This window comes from Acinetobacter sp. P8-3-8 (assembly GCF_000214135.1).
In the GTDB taxonomy this organism is placed as follows: Bacteria; Pseudomonadota; Gammaproteobacteria; order Pseudomonadales; family Moraxellaceae; genus Acinetobacter.
The window spans coordinates 1-22,458 of record NZ_AFIE01000047.1 but is presented as its reverse complement, the minus strand read 5'-3'; the positions used below and the strand labels follow the sequence as shown (position 1 = coordinate 22,458).

Here is a 22,458-nt window from a genome sequence, read left to right as displayed (position 1 = left end):
AACAAAGCTGAGGAAGACATCGTTGCCTGAAATTGTAATTGTACTTGGAGCAAAAGGCTGACCGTTAACGGTCACTGTGAAGTAACTCGCATTCGGTAGGTTCACACTATCCAAAGATTCGTTGTAGTGAAATACCAATTGACCAACTGTATTCACTTCTACGCTTTGCAATATTGGCGCAGTGACATCAACATTTGAGTGGTTATCACCTGCTGGCAAAGTGGTTAATGGAACGCTGTTTGCATCATTCCCCGCAACATCTTGAATTGCATTGGTATCGTTATTCGATGATGGATCTGTGTAGCTATAACTGACGCTTTGTCCAATCCCAATCGCTGGAACGAAGCTAAGTAATACATCATTGCCTAAAACCGTGACAATTGTTGGAGTGACGGTTTGTCCATTAACGCTGATACTAAAATCAGTGGCACTTGGTAAATTTGTTCCATCTAAAGCTTCGTTGTAATGGAATACCAATTGACCGACTGTGTTCACTTCGACACTTTGTAAAACAGGGGCAGTCACATCAACATTCGAGTGATTATCACCCGTTGGTAAATTGGTTAATGGGATGCTATTTGCATCATTACCCGTTGTGTCTTGAATCGCTGATGTATCGTTATTCGATGATGGATCGTTATAGCTATAACTTACACTTTGTCCAATTCCAATCGCTGGAACGAAGCTGAGCAAGACATCGTTGCCTGAAATTGTAATTGTACTTGGAGCTACAGGCTGACCGTTGATATTAATAATAAAATCAGTTGCACTTGGTAGATTCACACCATCTAAAGCTTCGTTGTAATGAAACACCAACTGACCAACCGTGTTCACTTCTACGCTTTGCAATATTGGCGCAGTGCTATCCGTTGTTGGCACTGTAGAATTATTATTGACCAGTGTTGAATTTAAGTCCGCAGCATCGTTACCTACAATGTCCTGAATCGCATTGCTATCATTGTTTACACTTGGATCGGTATAAGAAACTTGAACATTTTGCCCTGCTGTTACGGCTTGGCTTAACGTCAGAATAACGTCCTGTCCATTGACAGTGATACCAGCTACGCTAACGACTACACCACCAACCGTTACAGTAAAGTTACTTACTGCGGGTAAGTTACTACCATCTAAAGTTTCGTTATAAGTTAATGTCAGTGTTGCTCCTGATGTATCTATCGATGCGCTTTGCAATATTGGCGCGGTAACATCAACATTTGAGTGGTTATCACCTGCTGGCAAAGTTGTTAATGGAATGCTGTTTGCATCATTCCCCGCAACATCTTGAATTGCAGATGTATCGTTATTTGGGGATAGATCGTTATAGCCATAACTTACACTTTGTCCAATTCCAATCGCAGGAACGAAACTGAGCAATACATCATTGCCTAAAATTGTAATTGTACTTGGAGCAACAGACTGACCGTTGATATTAATAATAAAATCAGTTGCACTTGGTAAATTTGTTCCATCCAAAGCTTCGTTGTAGTGAAATACCAATTGACCGACTGTGTTCACTTCTACGCTTTGGAGTTGTGGTGCTGTAACATCAACATTTGAGTGATTATCACCTGCTGGTAAAGTTGTTGATGGAATGCTATTTGCGTCATTACCCGTTGTGTCTTGAATTGCTGATGTATCGTTATTCGAACTTGGGTCGCTGTAGCTATAACTCACAGTTTGTCCAATGCCGATGGCTGGAACAAAACTCAGTAATACATCATTGCCTGAAACTGTGACACTTGTCGGAGTGACGGTTTGTCCGTTGACACTGATACTAAAATCAATTGCACTTGGTAGATTCGCACTATCCAAAGCTTCGTTGTAGTGGAATACCAATTGACCGACTGTATTTACTTCTACACTTTGTAAAACTGGTACTGTGCTATCAACATTCGAATGATTATCATCTGCTGGTAAAGTGGTTTGCGCAATATCAGTAGCATCATTACCCGCAACATCTTGAATTGCATTGGTATCGTTATTCAAACTTGGATCGGTATAGCTATAACTCACACTTTGTCCAATACCGATGGCTGGAACGAAGCTAAGCAAGACATCGTTGCCTGAAATTGTAATTGTACTTGGAGCAACAGACTGACCGTTAACGGTCACCGTTAAGTAACTCGCATTCGGTAGATTCACACCATCCAAAGCTTCATTATAGTGGAACACCAATTGACCAACTGTATTGACTTCTACGCTTTGCAATATTGGCGCAGTGCTATCCGTTGTTGACACTGTAGAATTATTATTGACCAGTGTTGAATTTAAGTCCGCAGCATCGTTACCTACAATATCCTGAATCGCATTGCTATCATTGTTTACACTTGGATCGGTATAAGAAACTTGAACATTTTGCCCTGCTGTTACGGCTTGACTTAAAGTCAGAATGACATCCTGCCCATTGACAGTGATACCAACCACGCTAACGACTACACCACCAACCGTTACAGTAAAGTTACTTACTGCGGGTAAGTTACTACCATCTAAAGTTTCGTTATAAGTTAATGTCAGTGTTGTTCCTGATGTATCTATCGATGCGCTTACAAAGTTTGGTGCAGTGCTATCAGCCGTTGGTGTTATTGGCACTGTGGAATTATTATTCACCACTACTGATGCTAAATCTGTTGCATCATTCCCTGCTATATCTTGAATTGCATTAATATCGTTATTATCCGCAACTTTTTGAACTCTATTATTATCACTGCTCGCACTTGGATCAGTATAGGAAACCTGAACATTTTGTCCTGCTGCTACAGCGGTGTCTAAAGTCAATATTACATCCTGACCATCCACACGAATGCCAATGACGTTGGCGACAACATCTCCGACCGTTACTGTAAAATGTTCAATTTCAGGCAAATTTGTACTGTCTAAATTTTCATTATAGTGGAGGGTTAGCGTTGTACCTGTTGTATCAATGACTGCACTTACAAAATTTGGCGCAGTCACATCACCTGCTGTCACTTCAATTTGTTTTGGATTTTCCGAACCATCTGTCACGGTAACAACTATCTTTTCACCATCCATCAATGGACGATCAAGTTGAACATCATCAACCGTATCATTACCTGTGGCAATTCCACGACCGATGATATTGCCATTTATATCGGTAATTTCTATAGTTCCAGCTTCATTTGACTTTATTTCTACTGTATCTGCATCTTTAATTTCGGCTGAAACAATAGGTGCAGTGACATCACCAACCACGATCACTTCTGTTGTGCTATTTCCTGCACTGTCAGTAACATTGACAATAATTTTGTCACCATCATTCAATACTTCATCAATATCTATCGTCACTTGACCCGTTGAATCTACAATGCCTTCACCAATGGTCTTACCTGATTCGTCATGAATTTCAACTTTACTTCCAACCTCATTTGAACTGACCTGAATTGTATTGTTATCAACAATATCAACCTCAACTTGTGGATCAGTCACATCACCGACTTTGACTGACTCAATGGTTTTATTTCCGGACTGATCTGTCGCTGTAATGGTAATTACTTCATTATCTTGTAACGGTCTTGTTAAGGTAATATCAATATTACCCGCTTGATTTATTTGACCTGAACCGATGATTTTTCCAGTTGCATCCGTAATAATAATTTGGCTTGCTTCATCTGAACCGATTTTAATGTGGCTATTATCTAAAATCTCATGCGTTATTATTGGCCCAGTCTTATCTATATTATCTTCATTGTTATTTTCATTCTTTGGATGATGACCACTACTACTCCCTGCACTTGCAACAATCCCAATAATACTTAATGCAGTCGCAACCCATGCCCATGTAGGCGCTACAGCAGATTGACCATCGGATAAATAATCTTGAAAATCTTCAATACCGACATAATCAACCTTGGTTACAACACCTGTTGTATCAAACTCCTGTAAATTCACTGAGAAATATTGCCCACTCGCTGTTTCTAAAACCAACTCTTTGGGGGGTTCACCTATAAAAAAGTCTTCTATAACGACTTTTTCACCCGTATTTAATTCAATTTCTAAGTGATTACCCACTCTGGTTATTTTAGCAATATCAGCTTGATCTAAATTGGCTTTATAAATATGACGACTTATATTCTCCTTATCTAAAGTCATGACTTGAATCGTTCCTTTCTCATACATTGTGTTCGTTGTCATGTTATTTCCTATCTTTTATTGTTCCTACCCATTAAAAAAGATAAGGAAATACGCTATGCCTAACAAGTGCATAATATTACTAAGAAAAATATAAGAATTAGTGATTTCGATCATCTACAGAACGATACTTTAATAAAAATAATATTGACTTCTAATTTTTAAGTGATGCAGTTATCTAATCTTGATTTTTATTTTAATTAAAATCCATTTATATTTATCATTAAAGTGATCTTTATTTAGTTTGGATTACTAAATCTATTTTTTATCTATCAAAATATTTTCATTATTGCTAATTTTTATTTTTGCATATTAACTTAACTATATTTTTTAACTTAGTCTCAATATTTTAAAATAAATTATATACAAATGTATTTTTATTCCCATTGTTTTTTTATGGGTATTATTAAAGCTTAATGATGTATAAATATTCATGCTTTTTATGGAAATGTAAAAAAATGTAACAAAATTAATTATTCTAAAGATAAAATGTATTGCTAATAATAAATAATGACTGTATAAAAAATGGCTTATCAATATTTAAATATTTTCTAAATAGAAGACTTAAAACCTCAATCTAGTAAATAAAAAAGGTGAAGTCATTAACTTCACCTTTAATCACAAACAATAATTAATTTTAATTATTAAACTTCTTATTTAAACTGTAAAATCATCACCTAAATAAACTTCACGAACAGTTTCATCTGCCAGTACTTCTTCAGGTGTACCTTCAGCAATAACAGAACCTTCACTGACAATATATGCATGCTCACAGATTGCTAAAGTTTCTCGTACATTGTGATCAGTAATTAAAACACCAATACCACGATCTTTTAACTGACGAATAATGTCTTTAATATCACCCACCGAAATTGGATCGACACCCGCAAATGGTTCATCCAATAACATAAATTTAGGATCAGCAGCCAATGCACGTGCAATTTCAGCACGGCGGCGTTCACCACCTGACACACTCATACCCAATGAGTCTTTAATATGCGTGATTTTAAAGTCTTCTAATAGCTCTTTTAAACGCTGCTGACGTTGCTGCTTATTCAAATCTTTGCGTGTTTCTAGAATCGCCATAATATTATCAGCAATACTTAATTTTCTAAAAATAGACGCTTCTTGTGGTAAATAACCAATCCCTTTTCTCGCCCGTTGATGCATCGCAAGATCTGAAATATCTTCATTGTCTAAATGGATAACACCTTTATCCATTCGAACCAAACCAACCACCATATAGAAACTTGTCGTCTTCCCTGCACCATTCGGGCCAAGCAAACCGACAATTTGACCACTTTGCATTTTAAAAGAAACGTCTTTTACAACCCAACGCTTGTTATACACTTTTGCGAGGTGTTTGATGGTTAATGTTTGAGTTTGATCCTGCACTTGCATTAATCACGCGCTCCAGGGAATGTTTTAGTCGCACTAGGTGGAATGATAATTTGTACTCGACCTTTTGAACTACCAGTCGCATCTGATGATGTACCAGAAGCTTCGATATCGCCTTTGTTCATACTGTATTTAAGTGTACTACTGCGTATGCTTGCACCATCTTGGTAAAGATAAGCATTACCAATCAAGTTAATAATACCTGTTTCAGCGTTATACACGATTTTTTGCGCTTCACCTCGGGCAATGCCTCGGTTGCTTTCCAATTGTTGCTGAAATTTTGCAGGAGAGCCTGTCGCAGTGATGGTACTAATTTGCTTACTTTTATTGAGTTGTGCCACCAACGAACCAGCTTGGAGTTTCATAGTACCTTGCTCAATAATGACATTGCCTGTGTAAGTGGTCACACCACTACGTTCGCTATACGTTGCTTTGTCTGCAACCAGTGAAATAGGTTGGCTACGATCACTTGGCAACGCAAAAACGGACGCAGATAAACACATCAAGCTCACTGTACCGATTGCTTTTATTAGGAAAGATTGAGTTAGTGAAAATGGCTTAATTTGGTGCATACTTTCCTCGAATATGAGCGAATTCATATTGACCTTCATTTAAATCAGCTTTTAAGCCTTGGCTTATAAATTCAGCATTAGGTGCATTAACAGTCACTTGATGAGTTGTTTCAAACTTGCGTACCTTCGGGTAACCCGTCAATTCATCCGTCAGAAACACCATTTTCCCTTGGTCACTCATTTTTGTTGCTTCAACTTGTCCAGTTAAAATAACTTTTTCATTATCATTAAATCCACGTGCTTCTTTTGCAAAAAAAGTTGAATCAACTTGGTTTTGATGAAACATAGAAGCATTGAGATTTTTAAGTTTGGACGTATTTCTTTGTAAATCTTGTTCCAAATGATCTACTTGAGCACGTACATACAAATTACCCTTTTCATCGGTTTGAACCAATTGGATACCTTCAGCAGAATAGGTCATGCTTTGTGCAGAATTTGCATCCAGCTTTTTGCCTTTTCCACTGTAATAATAATAGCCACCACTGATTGCCGCTATGACAACCGCAGTAACATATAAAACCTTAGTATCCATAAGTCGTATTCAACATTCGATTAATCTGAATTTATGCTATTAATGCGGTATAGCTGTATATTTTTCAAGTAGTTCTTGGTAAACGCCTTTGGACATCAGTAACATATCGCATACTTCTCGTACTGCACCACGCCCACCCATCGCTTGCGTCACCAAATCAGCACGACGACGAACTTCTACATGACCATTTGGTACAGTCACTTTCATACCTGCAATTGCAAATGCAGAAAGATCAGGCCAATCATCTCCCATGTATAAGCAGTCTTCAGGCTGCAAATTGAATTGAGCACAGGCTTCTTTCAACGCAACACCTTTGTCTTCACGACCTTGAAAAACCAAATCCACACCTAAATCAGACATACGTTTTTCAACAATATTACTTTTCCGCCCAGTGATAATAATCACTTTGATCCCCGCTTGTTGAACCAGTTTCATCCCAAGTCCATCACGAATATCAAAAGATTTAATTTCATCACCTGAATTCGTAAGTGTGACAAAACCATCGCTGAGAATACCATCTACATCTAAAACCAATGCTTCAATATGACGCGCTTGTTCTAACAAAACATAAGAAGCCATCGATTAATTTACTCCAGCTTGAATCAGGTCATGCATACTTATTACACCTATCACTTTATTGCTTTCATCTACCACAATAAATTGATTAATTTTCTTTTCGTTCATTTTCTCTAAAGCTTCTACCGCACGAATTTCTTTAGAAACTGTCGATGGATTTTGAATCATCACCTCTGAAACAGGTAAATTAACATCAAAACCTTGTTGTTTATCAATCAAACGGCGTAAATCACCATCAGTGAAAATACCCAATAAGGTGTCATTTTCATCGACAATGGTGGTTAAACCTAAACGCTTATTCGAAATTTCATATAACACTTTATTCATTGGCGTGTTAGGCAAAACCTTCGGCAAATCGTTGCCCGTATGCATCAAATGTTTTACATGCAATAACAAACGTTTACCTAATGCACCTGCTGGATGCGACATCGCAAAATCATCAGCGGTAAAACCACGTGCATCCAATAATGCAACAGCCAAAGCATCACCTAATGCCAAAGTTGCAGTTGTACTCGAAGTTGGCGCTAAACCTAAAGGACATGCTTCTTTAATATTTCCTAAAGTTAATGCTACATCCGCATTTTGTGGCATTGGGCCTTTATCATCACCACTAATCGTAATTAAAGGCACCTTCAAATGTTTGATAAGCGGCATTAACATCATAATTTCATCACTCTTTCCAGAGTTTGAAATTGCGATCAATACATCACCTTCAACCAGCATACCCAAATCACCATGCCCTGCTTCACCAGGATGCATAAAGAATGAAGGTGTTCCTGTAGAGGCAAATGTGGCAGCCATTTTACGACCGATATGCCCCGATTTCCCCATACCAGTGATCACTAAGCGACCTTTACATTGCAAAATAATTTCACAAGCACGTGAAAAGCGATCATCAATTTGTGTCGCTAAAATCTCTAAGGCTTGCTCTTCAATGCGTAAGGTTTCAAGTGCTACCTTTTGAAAATCAACTCGTTTCTGCATATTTTCAAGATTCAAAATGAACTGACCTTAACTCTAAAAGAGTTTGAATATCGACTGGAATATTTTTCATATTTTAGCATAGCAATACAATAGGCTGCTTTCCTAAATATATAATTTTCACTTTGTTAGAAAAATAACGCATAAATCTTTATGAAATATGGAGCTTAGGTTAAGATTAACTACCTTTTTATATAAGCATTTAGACGACCTATGCAACCATTTGTTCTTTACAACTCTGAGCAACGTAAAAAAGTTGAATTTGTTCCCCGTAAAGAAGGACATATCGACATGTATGTGTGCGGTATGACAGTTTATGATTACTGTCACATCGGTCATGCTCGAGTGATGGTTGCATTTGACTATATTATTCGTTTTCTACGTAGCCAAGGTTGGAATGTTAAATACGTACGCAATATCACAGATATTGACGACAAAATTATTGCGCGCGCCAATGAAAATGGCGAAAGCATTTCTGCATTAACAGAACGCTTTATTATTGCCATGAATGATGATGCCGCTCGCTTAGGTTGCTTAGAACCTGATGAAGCACCACGTGCAACAGATTACATCGATCAGATGCAAAATATGATTGGTAATCTGGTGAATAAAGGCACGGCTTATCCATCTGAAAATGGTGATGTGTATTTTGAAGTTGAAAAATTTGCAAAATACGGTCGTCTTTCAGGTCGTAAACTTGAAGATATGCAAGCGGGTGCATCTGAACGTGTTGATGTCGAAGTTGAGAAAAAACATCCATTTGACTTTGTACTGTGGAAACATGCCAAAGAAAATGAACCGTCATGGGCTTCGCCTTGGGGCAATGGTCGTCCGGGTTGGCACATTGAATGTTCTGCAATGTCAACTTGCTGCCTAGGCAATCATTTTGATATTCATGGTGGTGGTTCAGATTTAATGTTCCCACATCATGAAAATGAAATTGCGCAGTCTGAAGCATCGACAGATGAACAATATGTAAACTACTGGATGCATGTCGGTTTCATTAATGTCGATGGTGAAAAAATGTCTAAATCATTAGGCAACTTCTTCACTATTCGTGATGTGATGGAAAAATTCCACCCTGAAGTGATTCGCTACTTTATTGTGTCTTCACATTACCGTAGTCCTGTGAATTTCTCTGATTTTGCATTAAAAGAAGCAAAAACTACGCTTTCACGCTTTTATCATGCCTTTAAAGCTTATCAACAAGTTTATGGTACTAAAACGGTCACAACTTTAGATACAAGTTTTGTTGAGCGCTTTAATGCTGCAATGTCTGATGATTTTAATACCGCAGAAGCAATTGCAGTATTATTTGAAATCATTAAAGAATTGAATCGTGCGGTAAAAGAAGAAAACGAAGCGCAAGCGACGATTTTCTATTCTACATTACGCCACCTAACCCATATTTTGGCATTGGTTCAGTATGATGTGGATGAATTCTTAAAGTCAGATATTGGTCAAGAACAACTTGGTTTATCTGAGGCAGAAATTGAAGACCTCATTCAACAACGTGTAGACGCGAAAAAGAATAAAGATTTTGCCAATGCAGATGCCATTCGCCAGTCTTTACTCGATCAAGGTGTAGTATTGGAAGATACTCGTCAAGGTACTGTTTGGCGTCGTGCTGACTAAACTGTTTAATCGTATAGCCTTTCCATGACAAATTAATGTCGTTGAAATAATGTCGTTACAACAATGAGAGCGCATTAAAATTTAATGCACTCTTTATTAATGCGCTTTATTTTTGTAATGAATAGGGTCTGTTGACAATTCGTCTATGTTTGCGACTATGAGTGTTTTTTAGGCGACACTAGGCGTGAAATACGAAATTTAGTCATTCTAAATGAGTAGTTCACAACAACGTAGCGTCAAAAAACACTCTAGTCCCGAAGGGTTGTGGCTAAAATTATCTCAGCCTTCGTTACGAAACTTGAAAATAGTCTCGCTATTCTCTTCGTTTCATTCCTCGTCTGCTCAATTTTAGCCTACAACGCAAGCCATTTATGAAATGCCAACAGACCCTAAGCTAAAAATAAACCAGATTCAAATGATCAATCATAGAAATGAGACACACATTTCTAACTTTTGAATGATCAAAAAGATCACCTTTAAAACACAATCTAGCAAAAAATAAGCAGAAGTATGATCATCATTGACTTAATATCATCTTATTTTATCAAGCTATTTTTGAATCCTTGAATAGCTGATATACTCAACACTGGTTCTTTATTGATGTTTTGGGAACAATTTATATGAGCTCAGTACGCCAACAAAATTTTCTACTCCGTAAAGAGAAAATTTTAGCCATGGCTGAAACACTTCTACTCGATAATACTCAAGATATTACACTCAGTGAACTCGCTGAAGAACTGGATATTGCCAAAGGCACGATTTACAAACATTTTAAAAGTAAAAATCAGCTTTATTTAGAACTCATTATTCAAAATGAGAAACGATTACTCGATATTTCAAAAGCCTATCAAAAAGATATTCAAACTTATGTATCGCAATATATGCTTTACAACATGCTCAATTCAAATCGAACCATTTTATTGCATGTGATTGAAGAACGTCTGACCAATAACGAAAGAAAATTGAACGATTTGTTCGAAGAACTTTACCAAATTCGTGAAGAACGTATTTTAGAACTGAAAGATTTGTTTGGTGCGCATCTAAAATCACTGAATAGCATCATGTCTATTCGTGATTATTTGTCTTATATTTGGACAGTCACTTACGGCGCATCTTTGTTGCTCAATTCAACCTATTATCAAAAATCAATTGGTTCACGTGAACGTCTGATTAAACTCTACGTAAATCAAGCTTTAATGACACCTGACAAACTCACAGATAATGAACAATTAGACTAAGCGGCTTAGGCTAAACATTATTGAAAATAGAAGATTGAAAATTAAAGCCAATACAAACCGAATCATTTTGTGCTTAAGCAATGTTGCAGTGAATATGTGCTGATATGTAAATCAAAATAATAGATTTTTATTGATTTGGACGTAACAACTGACTCGGTAAAGGCATTGAATTGACCTGACTAAAAATTTCATAACACATATGTCTTAACCATTGATGACTGGTTTTATGGTGACAAGACATATGCCAATATTGCTTAATTGAATAAGTTGAGAATGAAATTGGTGCAGGTAAAATCTTCAAATTACCTCTCGATAATAAAACTTCACTCAAATAATAAGGCACTGTGGCAATAGAATCTGTGTCTTGCACAACCAAACCCACACCTAAATAACTTGGAATACGCATCAAAATATTACGCTTTAAATCCAAATTTAATAATTCGTTGGCAATGTGGTAATGCCCTACTCCTGCATCAATATCGATATGAGACTCACTCAAATACTGCTCAACAGTAATATGATCATTACTCAGTCTTGGATGGTCTTTCGATGCAATGACCACATAAAATTGCTCGAACAATTTTTGTTGATAAAAACCATTTTCCAAATGCGGTAAAAAACCAATCGCTAAATCAATTTCACCATTGGCCATTTGATAACTGGTTTCAGAAGTAATTGCACGGACATTCAATTTCACATGCGGTGCATGTTGTTTTAAATATTGAGAAATTTTAGGTAAAAGGACCAAATGAGAAACATCAGTCATTGCCACAGTAAACTGTTGTTGCGATGCAGACTCATCAAAATCCACACTAAAATTATTGATAATTTCGACTTTACTTAATGCTTCACTGACCAATGGATAGAGCTGTTTGGACAGTTCTGTCGGCACCATTTCATTGCCGATCCGCAAAAATAATGGATCGTTATAATGTGTGCGTATTTTCGTGAGAATATTACTGACTGTAGGTTGACTCATAGCCAAGTGATCCGCTGCGGCAGAAACACTTTTAAATTTATAGATATAGTAAAAAATACTGAGTAACTTACAATCTAACTCATACACGAAATAACATCTCACTCATTTTTTGGATTCAGCCCTATATATTCACCTTTTTTATGGTTTTTTCCAATGTTTTAATGTACCGATTTTAAACAATCAAAACTGCTTTACTAAAATCGGTACATTTGAATCATATTTTGAATATCAAATTATGACTCATTCACAAATAAATCGACCATTAACTCATCATCGGTATCATCATAACGATATTGAGAAAAATCTGTCACACCTGATTCTTTGAGAATGTCTTCATCGATGATTAAACGCCCTGTAATTGCACGTTTTTGACTAATGAGAATTTGATAAGCCGCATCTGCCATGATGTTCGGTTTACGTGCTCGGCTAAACATTTGCTTTCCACCCAACGAGAATTCAATCGCAGCCGTCGCAATAATGGTTCTTGGCCATAAAGAATTGACACTTATTCCATAATTTGCAAACTCTTGGTTCATCCCAATTGTCAGCATACTCATACCATATTTAGTAATCGTATACGGCGCATAACTTGCAAACCACTTTTCATCTAAATTTAAAGGTGGAGATAAATTTAAAATATGTGGATTTTCACTTTTCTTTAAATAAGGTAAAGCGGCTTGACTGCAAACCATCACAGCACGGGTATTAATCTGATACATCAAATCAAAACGATTTGGATCAAGCATTTCCACACCTGACAGCTTAATTGCACCTGCATTATTGATGAGAATATCTATGCCACCAAAATGTTCCGCAGCTTGTTGCATTGCATTGGCAACAGCATGTTGATCTCGAACATCCAGTTGAATGGCTAAGGCTTTCCCCCCCGCTTCTTCAACTTCTTTTGCAACAGTAAAGATCGAACCACCCAGTTTTGGATGCTCTTCTGTAGATTTGGCTGCAATGACAATATTTGCACCATCCTGTGCGGCCTTAAGTGCAATTTCGCGCCCAATGCCACGGCTCGCCCCAGTGATAAATAGTGTTTTACCTGCTAATGACATGTTTCCCTCTTTGTTTTTATTGACTTTACTCACAGTGCACTAATTTACAGCAAGTTTAATTCTTTCAGGTAGCATAAAATCTATCAATTTATATACTCATCAGTACAAAAATTAAATATTTGATTGATTCGAGCATTATTTTCCAACTTTTATATATGTCATTGAATATAAATGACTTGATCTAGGTCATAGTCTAAGAATGATTTGTGAATATTCAATGCACTCTATTCATCACAATTTCTCTGGATTTATGTCATTTTCAATACTTTGAATCACTAGAATATTCTGAACCTTAGGACTAATATAATCAGCTATGGACTGCTTAAGATGATCTGATATGAGTTCTCATTTATTCGCGTTCGCTTTAATCGCATTGGGAATGGCACTCACGCCCGGCCCGAATATGATTTACCTCATTTCAAGATCACTTTGCCAAGGTAAAAAAGCAGGACTCGTTTCACTAGGTGGTACAGCATTTGGTTTTTTATTCTATATGTTGTGCGCCGCATTTGGGATCACTGCATTACTCATGACCATTCCTTTGGCCTATGATGCACTCAGAATTGCAGGAGCAATGTATCTAATCTATTTAGCATGGAAAGCAATCACTTCGCCACAATCACCATTCGAACTAACAAATGTTCAAATGTATTCAAATACTAAATTATTTCTCATGGGTTTTTTAACCAATTTACTCAATCCTAAAATTGCCATGATGTATTTAGCTTTATTACCTCAATTTATTCAGCCACATGCCGATGCAGTTTTATTGCAAACTCTATCTTTAGGCATGGTACAAATCATCATTAGTCTTATGGTAAATGCATTATTCATCTTTACAGCCAGCTCATTTACCCAGTTTTTAAGCCGTCATGTTTTATGGTTAAAACTACAAAAATGGTTCATGGGAACGGTATTTTTTGGTTTAGCCACACAAATATTGTTGAGTGCTAGAAAATAACCCAAACAAAAACTGAATCATAAAAAATGACCCAAAGTGGAGTATTTACTTTGGGCCACATAAACTGGGTATAAACTAAATCAAACAGGATATCTTTCAATATGTAATTTATTTTTCACCAAAATAGAAAGTTAAATATTCATGAAAGATATCTATATTCATATATGCAATTACTTTGCCAACTTATGAATCCGATTTGCATAACTTGAATGCGCTGAATGATCTAACTTGGTTAATATTCCATCATCACCAAGAATTCGGCGCGCACCTTGCTGCATCCATTGTGGCATCATACTATAGGTACCATGCACTGATTGTAAAAAATCAGGTACAGCTACAAATAAGCGTGGTTTGATCAATGTATTTACAACAGCATTAGCCACTTGTTGTGGTGTAACCGTTGGAATCACTTTTGCTGCTTTTTCAGTTCCTGCTGTTAGCTCAGTTAACACTTTACTTGGCATAATCGCTGTAAATTCAATACCACTCTCTCTAAATTCCCCTGCCACAGCCTCAGTTAAACCCAACACAGCAAATTTTGTTCCTGAATAAATCGCAGATCCTGGTAAAGCAAAACGCCCTGCCAATGATGCAATATTTACAATATGCCCTGTGTTATTTTTTAACAATTCAGGCAAGGCCAATTGCATTCCTATAACCACACCACGGAAATTAATATCAATTTGTGCATCTGCCAATGCAGGATCTTCATCTAAAAATGCACCCATCGGCATAATGCCTGCATTATTGACCAGTGCATAAAGGCTACCAAAGTGCTGAACTGTATTTTGAATAAATGTTGCAAATGATTCACGATCACGAACATCGACCTTAAATGCTTTCGCACCAATTCGCTCAGCCTCCTTTTCAGCCAGTGTTAAGTCAACATCACCAATACTAACCTTTGCCCCTTGTGCAATTAAAGCCTCTGCCGTGGCAAGTCCTATTCCACGTGCAGCACCTGTAATTGCGACGACTTTGTCTTTTAATTTTTGTTTTTTAAACATTTCCCTTCCTCGTTTTATCTTATTTTCAAATCAAAGCTTGATAAAGCATTTAAATAATCAACAGTATTGAATGCTTATGCTTCGACTATTTCTGCTGTTTTAACGTGTGGCTTATGATCAATCAGATATTCATTCAAATTAAATTTTTTCATCTTTTCTTTTAATTTAAATGTCGTCCAAGGCCATGCTGTACTGTTACGCCCATTACGATCGATAAAATAACTTTGGCAGCCCCCTTTGTTCCATACCGTTGATTGCAAAGCCGCTTGAACCTTCTCATTAAATTTTCGTGTAATTTCAGGATTTGGTTCAATGGTTTTTATCCCCAACTGCTCAGCCTGTTTTAGTGCATCCATAATGTAATCAAGCTGTGCTTCAATGATAATAAATGCAGAAGAACTCACGGCGACATTTGGGCCAAACATCAGAAAACCATTCGGACAATTCTCAACCATTGTCCCCATATAACCCTCTGGACTACCTTGCCAAACATCTGACATTTTTTGACCAAAGCGGTTATAAACTCGGTTGGCAATCGGTGGTTCAGCAATTTCAAAACCAGTCCCTAGAATAATAATGTCTGCTTCACAACGTTCGCCATTGTTCGCAATTAAAGTATTACCTTGAATTTCAGTCAAACCACTTGCTATCACATCTACATTTTGTTGTGCTAAAGCTGGGTACCAATTATTGGATTGAAGAATACGCTTACAACCAATAATAAAATCAGGGGTTAATTTACTGCGTAAAATAGGATCTTTAATATGACTATTTAAATGCCATTGCGCTAATTTTTGAAACTGCTTCATCGCTGCGGGACTTTGAATTCCGCCATTAATGGTCTCAAAAATACCATAGACTGAACCACGCATGAGTTGTTGAGTTAGTGGTAAGAATTTAAATAAACTACGAACAGGCGCGAATAATGGAATATCTGATTTAGGCAAAATCCATTGTGCAGTTCGTTGAAAAACCGTGAGTTGCTTAACATGTGGTTGAATTTGTGGCACAAATTGAATTGCCGAAGCACCTGTACCAATCACAGCAACACGTTTACCTGTTAAATCAAGATCATGTCGCCATTGTGAAGAATGGAAAATTTCACCTTTAAAACCTTCAATTCCTTTGACCGAAGGTAATACAGGTTCATGCATTGGCCCACATGCAAGAATTGAGAATTGCGACCTCAGTTCACCTTGAGGCGTTTGAATCACCCAACATTGCTCTACATCTGACCACTTAGCAGCTAAGGCTTCAGTATTTAAACGTACATGCGGCATGATTTGATATTTATCCACCACATCAAATAAATATTGCTTAATTTCTTTTTGTTGAGCAAACACACGTGTCCATGCAGGATTTTGCTCAAAAGAGTATGAATATAAAGCAGATGGAACATCACATGCGCAACCGGGATAGGTATTTTCACGCCACACCCCACCCATTTCAGCAGCTTTTTCTAAAAGAATAAAATCTTCAATACCTGCTTGCTTAAGTTTAATGGCAGCACCAAGTCCTGCAAAACCACCACCCACGATGATGACTTTATAAAAATGTTGTGCCTTACTGTTATTTTTGTGTTGTTTCATTTTAAAATCGCATAGAATGTGAACGATAGGAATACAATGTCAAAAACGGAATGACTTGTCAATTTCCATTATTCAGTAATTTTAATGATTTTTGGTCAATCTTTTTTATGAATGAAAATGCAAACTTAAGCCGTGCAGAACGACAACGTCTGCAATTACAAACTGAGATCGTTGAAGCCGCTTTTTTGGAGTTCTCAAATCGTGGTTATCATCAAACTGCGATTTCCGATATTGCCCAACGACTCGGTATTGGACATGGTACGTTCTATCGCCATTTTGAAAATAAGCGAGATATTTTGCAGCATGTTATTTCCGATACCATCCAAAAAATCATGATGCTTCTGAGTGGTGAAAATGCACCACAAGCTTTTAATAATATTGAAGAATATCGTGAACAATGTCAGCGTATTTCAGAACGTTTAAGAAGCTTTGCGCAACAAAACCCACTCACATTAAAACTGTTACTTTTAGAAGCGACTTCGATTGATAAAGAAATGACTCAATTTGTGCAAAGTTTGATACAAATGGGCGGTGTGCTCACAGCGAATTATCTAAAACATGGCGTTGAACTGAATATTTTCAGAGCTGATTTAGACTGTGAAAATACAGGACATAATATTATTGGCATGATTACCAATGGCGCTTTGCGTTTTTTAGCCAACCCAAATGATGTAGACGGTTTACAAAAGTATGGCGATTCGATTATTGATTTGATTGTTGCAGGGATGCGCAAAAATTAAATTTTTAGTTATTCATTTTTGCCAAAATCGTAACAAAGACGATAGCGTACTCAAAATGTTCTAAAAATATTGAAAAGTAATTTTAAATCTGTGCATCAACATACTGCTTCAGGAAATTTAGCGTGATCATCCAAGATTTCAAACCATGCGGCTTTATAGTTTGTAAATGCATGTGAAGCAATTTGTGCATTGAGTGGTTCATTGATAATACCAACACGTAAGCGGACAATTTCAGGTAAGTCTAAGCGTGCGCTAAACAAAGGTGATGCACAGATTTTGCAGAAAACGCGTTTTTTATTTTCAGTCGCATAATATTCCCCCAATTGTTCTTGTCCTGTCAGTATTTCTAAATCTTGTGTATGAATGGGTGCTATAGCAACAAAAGCTGAACCTTGCGCTTTTTGACATTGCTGACAATGACAAACAAATATCTTTGGAATGTCTGTATTTATTTTCAGTTGAATTGCACCGCAAAGACATGAGGCTGTGTACATTTTTATTCCTTTATTTTATGAAATCTGAGCTACTGATGATTCTTCTGCTTTAAGTCATGCTCACGATATAATTTGAGTGCTTCAATTTCACTGTAAATCAATTGTTGTAATTCATCTCGAAACACAACCATATCATCCATCGTTTGGATTTGATCGATAGATAAACGTGGCATAAATTTAAAATAAAAAGGAATACGTTTGGGAATAATATGACTAGGAATAGAAGGAATTACTTCCCCTTGTCTGAGTAAAGAACCCATCTTAGGATTGGACAATATTTTATTAAACCACTTCTGTTTCAATAAAACATTTGCATCGAAACCTAAATCAAAAACTTCATCACCGCCCAAAGCCACAAATGGTGCAATGTCATAACCAAATTCTTGCGCCAATTTCAAAAAACCAAAGCGTTGCTTCCAAATCAGTTGATAAGCCTCGCCTTTACGTTTAATGACCTCTCGCCCGCCACCTGGAAAAACTAAGATTGAATAACCTTGTCGCATGGCTTCTTTGGCATATTCTTGAACACCATCCACCCCACCGACACGTTTCACCACTTCTTTCCATACAGGAATATGAAAATGCATGTGATCAGCCAAACTTACCACGGCAATCTTATGTTCATTAAATAAATAATCAATGAGAATAGGTGAATCTAATACGCCATAAATGGTGTGATTACCCACATACATTGCAGGCTTAGTTTGATCAATATTTTCTGCACCTAAAAACGTTGGGCGAAAATAAAAGCGTTGCAAACTACTAATCAATCGAATCAATTTCGAATTGTGTCGTATTTGCAACGCTTTTTCAGTCATGCTGTAGCTCTACAAAATTAAATTTAAGATTTAAGCAACATGTTTTTGAACAAGGATTGAACCTACAGAATAACCTGCACCAAATGAGCAGAGTACGCCGTATTCGCCATCATTCACTTGATTCGCTGTACGATGTAAAGCAATGATGACACCTGCTGAAGAAGTGTTAGCGAATTCATCTAAAATAATCGGCACTAAATCTGGATCAGCTTCAGCAGCTTCTTTACCCACGATTAATCTTAAAATCAATTCGTTCATATTGGCATTGGCTTGATGCAACCAAAAACGTTTAACATTTTCAGGTTGAATGCTGTTCTTTTCCAATTGAGTCGAAATAATTTTAGCCACCAATGGACACACTTCTTTAAACACTTTACGACCGTCTTGACGGAACTGTTTGTCATCACGTGAAGTTAATTCAGAACCATTTAAGAAGCCAAAATTATTGCGGATATTATTTGAGAATTGCGTGAATAAGCTCGTATCTAAAATTTCAAAACCAGTTTTAGAATCCGTTTCTTCAATGATTGAAGCTGTTGCAACATCACCAAAGATAAAGTGACAATCACGTGAACGATAGTCGGTATGACCTGAAGTGATTTCGACATTGACCAATAGCACACGACGTGCACCTGTTTTCACTGCATCATAGGCTTGTTTTAAACCAAAAGTCGCTGCTGAACATGCCACATTCATATCATAGGCATAACCTTGAATGCCTAATGCCGTTTGGATTTCAATGGCGACAGCAGGATAAGCACGTTGTAGGTTTGAACATGCAAGAATAACAACATCGATATCTTCAGCGGTCACGCCTGCATTTTCCATCGCTTGTTTTGCAGCGATCACGCCCCATTCAGCTTGAATAGAAAGTTCCTCATCAGAACGTTCTTCTAAGCGAGGACGTAAGCGGTTGATGTCTAATACACCCGTTTTTTCAATGACATAACGGCGTTTAACACCCGATGCTTTTTCAATAAATTCGGCACTAGAACCACGGCGTGCAACAACTTCACCCGTTTCGATTTGTTCAGCATTTTCGCTGTTAAATTGTTCCGCATAAGCATTTAAACATTCTACCAATTCTTCATTGGTAATCACTTCTTCAGGATGGTAAAGACCTGTACCTGTAATACGGATGCCCATGCAAAACTCCTTTTTAAAACTCTAAAAACTCAAATTACGACTATTTTAACTGATTCCAAGCTTTTCCCATACTTTTTGTATTCGAGTTGGGGAAATAGGCATCTTGGTCTTCATCGGTTGGGAAAATAAAGAAATTCTTAACTCTTCCACCATGAAATACACTTCTTTCAAACGGCTATCATTTTTGAATTGAAATAACTTTTCCATCCACGGATCAATTTCTTTGATCGCGGCATCATCTCGCTTAAGATTATTCGGCAAACGATCCAAACGCAATATCAAAGCTTTTAAATATCGTGGGTATTCTTGCCACACATCAGCAGGTTTTGAATAGACAAAGTTGGATAAATTCATCAAATCTAGCTGGTCTTCAATGTCATCCATATTTTTGCCAAATACGTCTTGATCTAGCATTAACAGACGCTGACGAATCTCTTGCCATTGAATATAAATTTCACTGATCAATTTCAAAGCGTCTTGACCATGGCTGAGGAATGTCTTTTTCACATCATTGCTTAATGTTGAAAATTCTTCAGCATTGATTGGTAAGTTTTTGATCGCCATTTGTAAAGTTGCATAAATCAACATTTGTTCAAGTTGATTTTTATCACCCAATGGAGAATATGCCAAAGCCAGCGGCTTAGACATTTGTTTTTTCAACTGACGAATTAAATCGCCCAATTGCAAATGAATCAGACGAATAACACCTTCTCGATGTTGTTTAATCGCTTCATTTTGATCATTAAATGTCTGAATCACAATACCTGATTCATCTTTAGCATCCAGCTCAGCAAAAGATTTACTAGGTACAAGTGCTTGATATTGCTTAACCACAACACCTGTCACTTTCTGCGAAGCTTCAAACACAAACTGATCAGGGAAAGTTTTAAACTCACCTTTTAACTGCTTCACAGGACTATGTGTTTCTGTACGGCAACGTGCTTTGAGTTCATCTAAATGACGTCCTTTCTCAATCACGCGTCCTTTTTCATCAATGACTTTGATAAAAGGAATCAGATATTGATCAATACGTTCAAATGAAAAATCTTTAGTTGTGATTTGCTCGCCACGTAACTGGAAAGCCAAAAATTCAAAAAGATGCGCTTGTAAATGTTGTGCATCAACAAGTTTCATTAATTTTTTAGCAGTATCAGGAATAGGCACTAAATTACGACGTTTATCTTTGGGTAAAGATTTCAACAACGCCTCAATCAAATCTAATCGCCAACCTGGAATCCCCCATGACCAAACATTTTCATCTACTTGAGGAAGCGCTTGGATTGGAATTTTAACCGTTGCACCATCTTCATCATGGCTCGGATCAAAACGATAACTTGCTGCTAAACGAAGTTGATGATTGTGTAAATAGTCTGGGAATTGCTGTGTAGTTGGACGATCATTCATCCATAGCGCATCATCATCCACAAATAAATAACGTGGATCTTTCGGTTCAACTGTTGCAAGCCAATCTTCAAAGGTTCGACGACTTGCAATTTCTTTCGGCACTTTTGCTGCATAAAATTGATAAATCGTTTCTTCATCCACCACTAAATCACGACGACGTAATTTATCTTCAACACGTTCAACTTCTTCAAGTTTTAACAAGTTATGTTTTAAAAATGGTGGCGTAATACCTAAATTGCCTGTGGTCAAAGCATCTCTTAGGAAAATTTCATGCGCAGCCGCTTGATCGACTTTTTCAAAATTAGTCGCTCGTTTTGGTTCAATAATTAGACCGAATAAGGAAATCTGATCATAAGCATTCACTACACCTGGTTTTTTCGCCCAATGTGGTTCGAAATAGTGATGTTTCAATAAATTAGGCGCAGCTAGCAAAATCCATTCAGGTTCTATTTTTGCCAAAGTACGCAAATAAACTTGTGATGTTTCCACCATCTCAAAAGCCATAACCCAAGGTGTATTGGTCTTATGCAATGTGGATGCAGGAAAAATACGTGCTTTTTGCTGACGCACGGCCATGAAAATATTTCGTTCATCTGTTTTATTGGCAATGAACGACAATAACCCTGTAAGCAATGCACGATGTAGATTTTCATAGCTTGCCGTTTTAGTATTAAACGAGAGCTTTAAACCTTGTGCTAAATCAACCAATTGCTCATGCGTTTTCTTCCACTCACGTAACCGCAACCAACTTAAAAAATGCTGCTTGGCGAAATTACGACGTTTACTTTCACTCAAATTTTCGCGGTTTTCTGTCAGCGTGTTCCATAGTTTGATATAGAACAAAAAGTCTGAATCTGCTTCTTTAAATAATGCATGCTTTTGATCTGCTTGCATTTGTTTATCCGCAGGGCGTTCACGAGGATCTTGCACAGCCAAGGCTGCAACAATAATGAGAACCTCATTCAACACCCCAAAATGCGCCCCACCCAAAATCATTCGAGCAAGACGTGGATCAATTGGCATTTTCGCCATTTGTTGCCCGATTTTGGTTAGGCCATTGCTTTGCTGCCCTGCTTTTTTCGAAGAAGCTTGAGCGGAATTATGTTTTGTAACATTATCAGAATCTCCCCTAACCCCTCTTTGAGAAAGAGGGGAACTTTGTTCTTGTAAAGCCGTAC

At 37.2% G+C, this 22,458-nt stretch carries 18 protein-coding genes; 4 read left to right on the top strand and 14 right to left on the bottom strand.

Annotated features, from left to right (window positions below):
• The 6 genes from GGG_RS19875 to GGG_RS0115255 form a co-directional block, all read right to left on the bottom strand.
• Positions 1-4,149 (bottom strand): SwmB domain-containing protein (locus GGG_RS19875; protein ID WP_034599687.1); only part of this gene is annotated, 4,149 nt, incomplete at its 3' end.
• 654 nt (positions 4,150-4,803) lie between these two features.
• Positions 4,804-5,547, bottom strand: coding sequence for an LPS export ABC transporter ATP-binding protein (lptB, locus tag GGG_RS0115275; RefSeq protein WP_010116421.1), 744 nt, complete (start codon positions 5,545-5,547; stop codon positions 4,804-4,806).
• Positions 5,547-6,116, bottom strand: coding sequence for a lipopolysaccharide transport periplasmic protein LptA (gene lptA / locus GGG_RS0115270; RefSeq protein ID WP_010116420.1), 570 nt, complete (start codon positions 6,114-6,116; stop codon positions 5,547-5,549). Before lptA ends, lptB begins: the two co-directional genes overlap by 1 nt.
• On the bottom strand, positions 6,103-6,648 hold the full coding sequence (gene lptC, locus GGG_RS0115265; RefSeq protein WP_010116419.1) for an LPS export ABC transporter periplasmic protein LptC: 546 nt from the start codon (positions 6,646-6,648) through the stop codon (positions 6,103-6,105). The genes lptA and lptC overlap by 14 nt, the downstream gene beginning before the upstream one ends.
• Positions 6,649-6,687: 39 nt before the next feature.
• Positions 6,688-7,227 carry an HAD family hydrolase gene (locus GGG_RS0115260; RefSeq protein ID WP_010116418.1) on the bottom strand — a complete coding sequence of 180 codons (540 nt, stop codon included), beginning with the start codon at positions 7,225-7,227 and terminating at the stop codon, positions 6,688-6,690.
• A 3-nt stretch (positions 7,228-7,230) separates the two neighbouring features.
• A complete protein-coding gene (locus GGG_RS0115255) occupies positions 7,231-8,208 on the bottom strand; it encodes a KpsF/GutQ family sugar-phosphate isomerase (RefSeq protein WP_010116417.1) in 978 nt (325 codons plus the stop codon).
• 210 nt (positions 8,209-8,418) lie between these two features.
• Between GGG_RS0115255 and cysS the strand changes: the two genes are divergently transcribed.
• Positions 8,419-9,840, top strand: a complete 1,422-nt coding sequence (cysS, locus tag GGG_RS0115250; protein ID WP_010116415.1) for a cysteine--tRNA ligase — start codon at positions 8,419-8,421, stop codon at positions 9,838-9,840.
• Positions 9,841-10,460: 620 nt separating this feature from the next.
• Entirely contained in the window at positions 10,461-11,078 is a 618-nt protein-coding gene (locus tag GGG_RS0115245; RefSeq protein WP_010116414.1) for a TetR/AcrR family transcriptional regulator, read from the top strand.
• A 127-nt stretch (positions 11,079-11,205) separates the two neighbouring features.
• Here GGG_RS0115245 and GGG_RS0115240 read toward each other — a convergent pair whose 3' ends face one another.
• Positions 11,206-12,144, bottom strand: coding sequence for a LysR substrate-binding domain-containing protein (locus GGG_RS0115240; RefSeq protein WP_010116413.1), 939 nt, complete (start codon positions 12,142-12,144; stop codon positions 11,206-11,208).
• A 146-nt stretch (positions 12,145-12,290) separates the two neighbouring features.
• A complete protein-coding gene (locus GGG_RS0115235) occupies positions 12,291-13,121 on the bottom strand; it encodes an NAD(P)-dependent oxidoreductase (protein ID WP_010116412.1) in 831 nt (276 codons plus the stop codon).
• Between the two features lie 337 nt (positions 13,122-13,458).
• Here GGG_RS0115235 and GGG_RS0115230 point away from each other — a divergent pair, with 337 nt between their 5' ends.
• On the top strand, positions 13,459-14,082 hold the full coding sequence (locus GGG_RS0115230) for a LysE family translocator (RefSeq protein ID WP_010116411.1): 624 nt from the start codon (positions 13,459-13,461) through the stop codon (positions 14,080-14,082).
• 170 nt (positions 14,083-14,252) lie between these two features.
• On the opposite strand, the gene GGG_RS0115225 is transcribed toward GGG_RS0115230, so the two are convergent.
• Together GGG_RS0115225 and GGG_RS0115220 are read right to left on the bottom strand one after the other, a co-directional pair.
• Positions 14,253-15,089 carry an SDR family oxidoreductase gene (locus GGG_RS0115225; protein WP_010116410.1) on the bottom strand — a complete coding sequence of 279 codons (837 nt, stop codon included), beginning with the start codon at positions 15,087-15,089 and terminating at the stop codon, positions 14,253-14,255.
• Between the two features lie 74 nt (positions 15,090-15,163).
• The gene (locus GGG_RS0115220; protein ID WP_010116409.1) at positions 15,164-16,678 is read right to left on the bottom strand and encodes an NAD(P)/FAD-dependent oxidoreductase; all 1,515 of its coding nucleotides are present in this window, start codon (positions 16,676-16,678) and stop codon (positions 15,164-15,166) included.
• Positions 16,679-16,785: 107 nt separating this feature from the next.
• Between GGG_RS0115220 and GGG_RS0115215 the strand changes: the two genes are divergently transcribed.
• A complete protein-coding gene (locus GGG_RS0115215; RefSeq protein ID WP_029574625.1) occupies positions 16,786-17,418 on the top strand; it encodes a TetR/AcrR family transcriptional regulator in 633 nt (210 codons plus the stop codon).
• A gap of 95 nt (positions 17,419-17,513) precedes the next feature.
• On the opposite strand, the gene GGG_RS0115210 is transcribed toward GGG_RS0115215, so the two are convergent.
• From GGG_RS0115210 to GGG_RS0115195, 4 genes are all read right to left on the bottom strand, one after another.
• Complete coding sequence (locus GGG_RS0115210) at positions 17,514-17,912, bottom strand: GFA family protein (RefSeq protein WP_010116405.1); 399 nt, start codon at positions 17,910-17,912, stop codon at positions 17,514-17,516.
• Between the two features lie 29 nt (positions 17,913-17,941).
• Entirely contained in the window at positions 17,942-18,730 is a 789-nt protein-coding gene (locus tag GGG_RS0115205) for a lysophospholipid acyltransferase family protein (RefSeq protein WP_010116403.1), read from the bottom strand.
• A 30-nt stretch (positions 18,731-18,760) separates the two neighbouring features.
• Positions 18,761-19,876, bottom strand: a complete 1,116-nt coding sequence (locus GGG_RS0115200; RefSeq protein ID WP_010116401.1) for a beta-ketoacyl-ACP synthase III — start codon at positions 19,874-19,876, stop codon at positions 18,761-18,763.
• A 45-nt stretch (positions 19,877-19,921) separates the two neighbouring features.
• The coding region (locus GGG_RS0115195; protein WP_010116399.1) for a DUF3418 domain-containing protein at positions 19,922-22,458 on the bottom strand (2,537 nt) is incomplete at its 5' end.

What these genes read in the sequence shown, in the direction of transcription:
- GGG_RS0115235 (WP_010116412.1), bottom strand. Translation starts at nt 13,121, where the DNA reads ATGTCATTAGCAGGTAAAACACTATTTATCACTGGGGCGAGCCGTGGC.
- lptB (WP_010116421.1), bottom strand. Translation starts at nt 5,547, where the DNA reads ATGCAAGTGCAGGATCAAACTCAAACATTAACCATCAAACACCTCGCA.
- GGG_RS0115245 (WP_010116414.1), top strand. Translation starts at nt 10,461, where the DNA reads ATGAGCTCAGTACGCCAACAAAATTTTCTACTCCGTAAAGAGAAAATT.
- GGG_RS0115225 (WP_010116410.1), bottom strand. Translation starts at nt 15,089, where the DNA reads ATGTTTAAAAAACAAAAATTAAAAGACAAAGTCGTCGCAATTACAGGT.
- GGG_RS0115200 (WP_010116401.1), bottom strand. Translation starts at nt 19,876, where the DNA reads ATGGGCATCCGTATTACAGGTACAGGTCTTTACCATCCTGAAGAAGTG.
- lptA (WP_010116420.1), bottom strand. Translation starts at nt 6,116, where the DNA reads ATGCACCAAATTAAGCCATTTTCACTAACTCAATCTTTCCTAATAAAA.
- GGG_RS0115230 (WP_010116411.1), top strand. Translation starts at nt 13,459, where the DNA reads ATGAGTTCTCATTTATTCGCGTTCGCTTTAATCGCATTGGGAATGGCA.
- lptC (WP_010116419.1), bottom strand. Translation starts at nt 6,648, where the DNA reads ATGGATACTAAGGTTTTATATGTTACTGCGGTTGTCATAGCGGCAATC.
- GGG_RS0115205 (WP_010116403.1), bottom strand. Translation starts at nt 18,730, where the DNA reads ATGACTGAAAAAGCGTTGCAAATACGACACAATTCGAAATTGATTCGA.
- GGG_RS0115255 (WP_010116417.1), bottom strand. Translation starts at nt 8,208, where the DNA reads ATGCAGAAACGAGTTGATTTTCAAAAGGTAGCACTTGAAACCTTACGC.
- GGG_RS0115210 (WP_010116405.1), bottom strand. Translation starts at nt 17,912, where the DNA reads ATGTACACAGCCTCATGTCTTTGCGGTGCAATTCAACTGAAAATAAAT.
- GGG_RS0115215 (WP_029574625.1), top strand. Translation starts at nt 16,786, where the DNA reads ATGAATGAAAATGCAAACTTAAGCCGTGCAGAACGACAACGTCTGCAA.
- GGG_RS0115220 (WP_010116409.1), bottom strand. Translation starts at nt 16,678, where the DNA reads ATGAAACAACACAAAAATAACAGTAAGGCACAACATTTTTATAAAGTC.
- cysS (WP_010116415.1), top strand. Translation starts at nt 8,419, where the DNA reads ATGCAACCATTTGTTCTTTACAACTCTGAGCAACGTAAAAAAGTTGAA.
- GGG_RS0115260 (WP_010116418.1), bottom strand. Translation starts at nt 7,227, where the DNA reads ATGGCTTCTTATGTTTTGTTAGAACAAGCGCGTCATATTGAAGCATTG.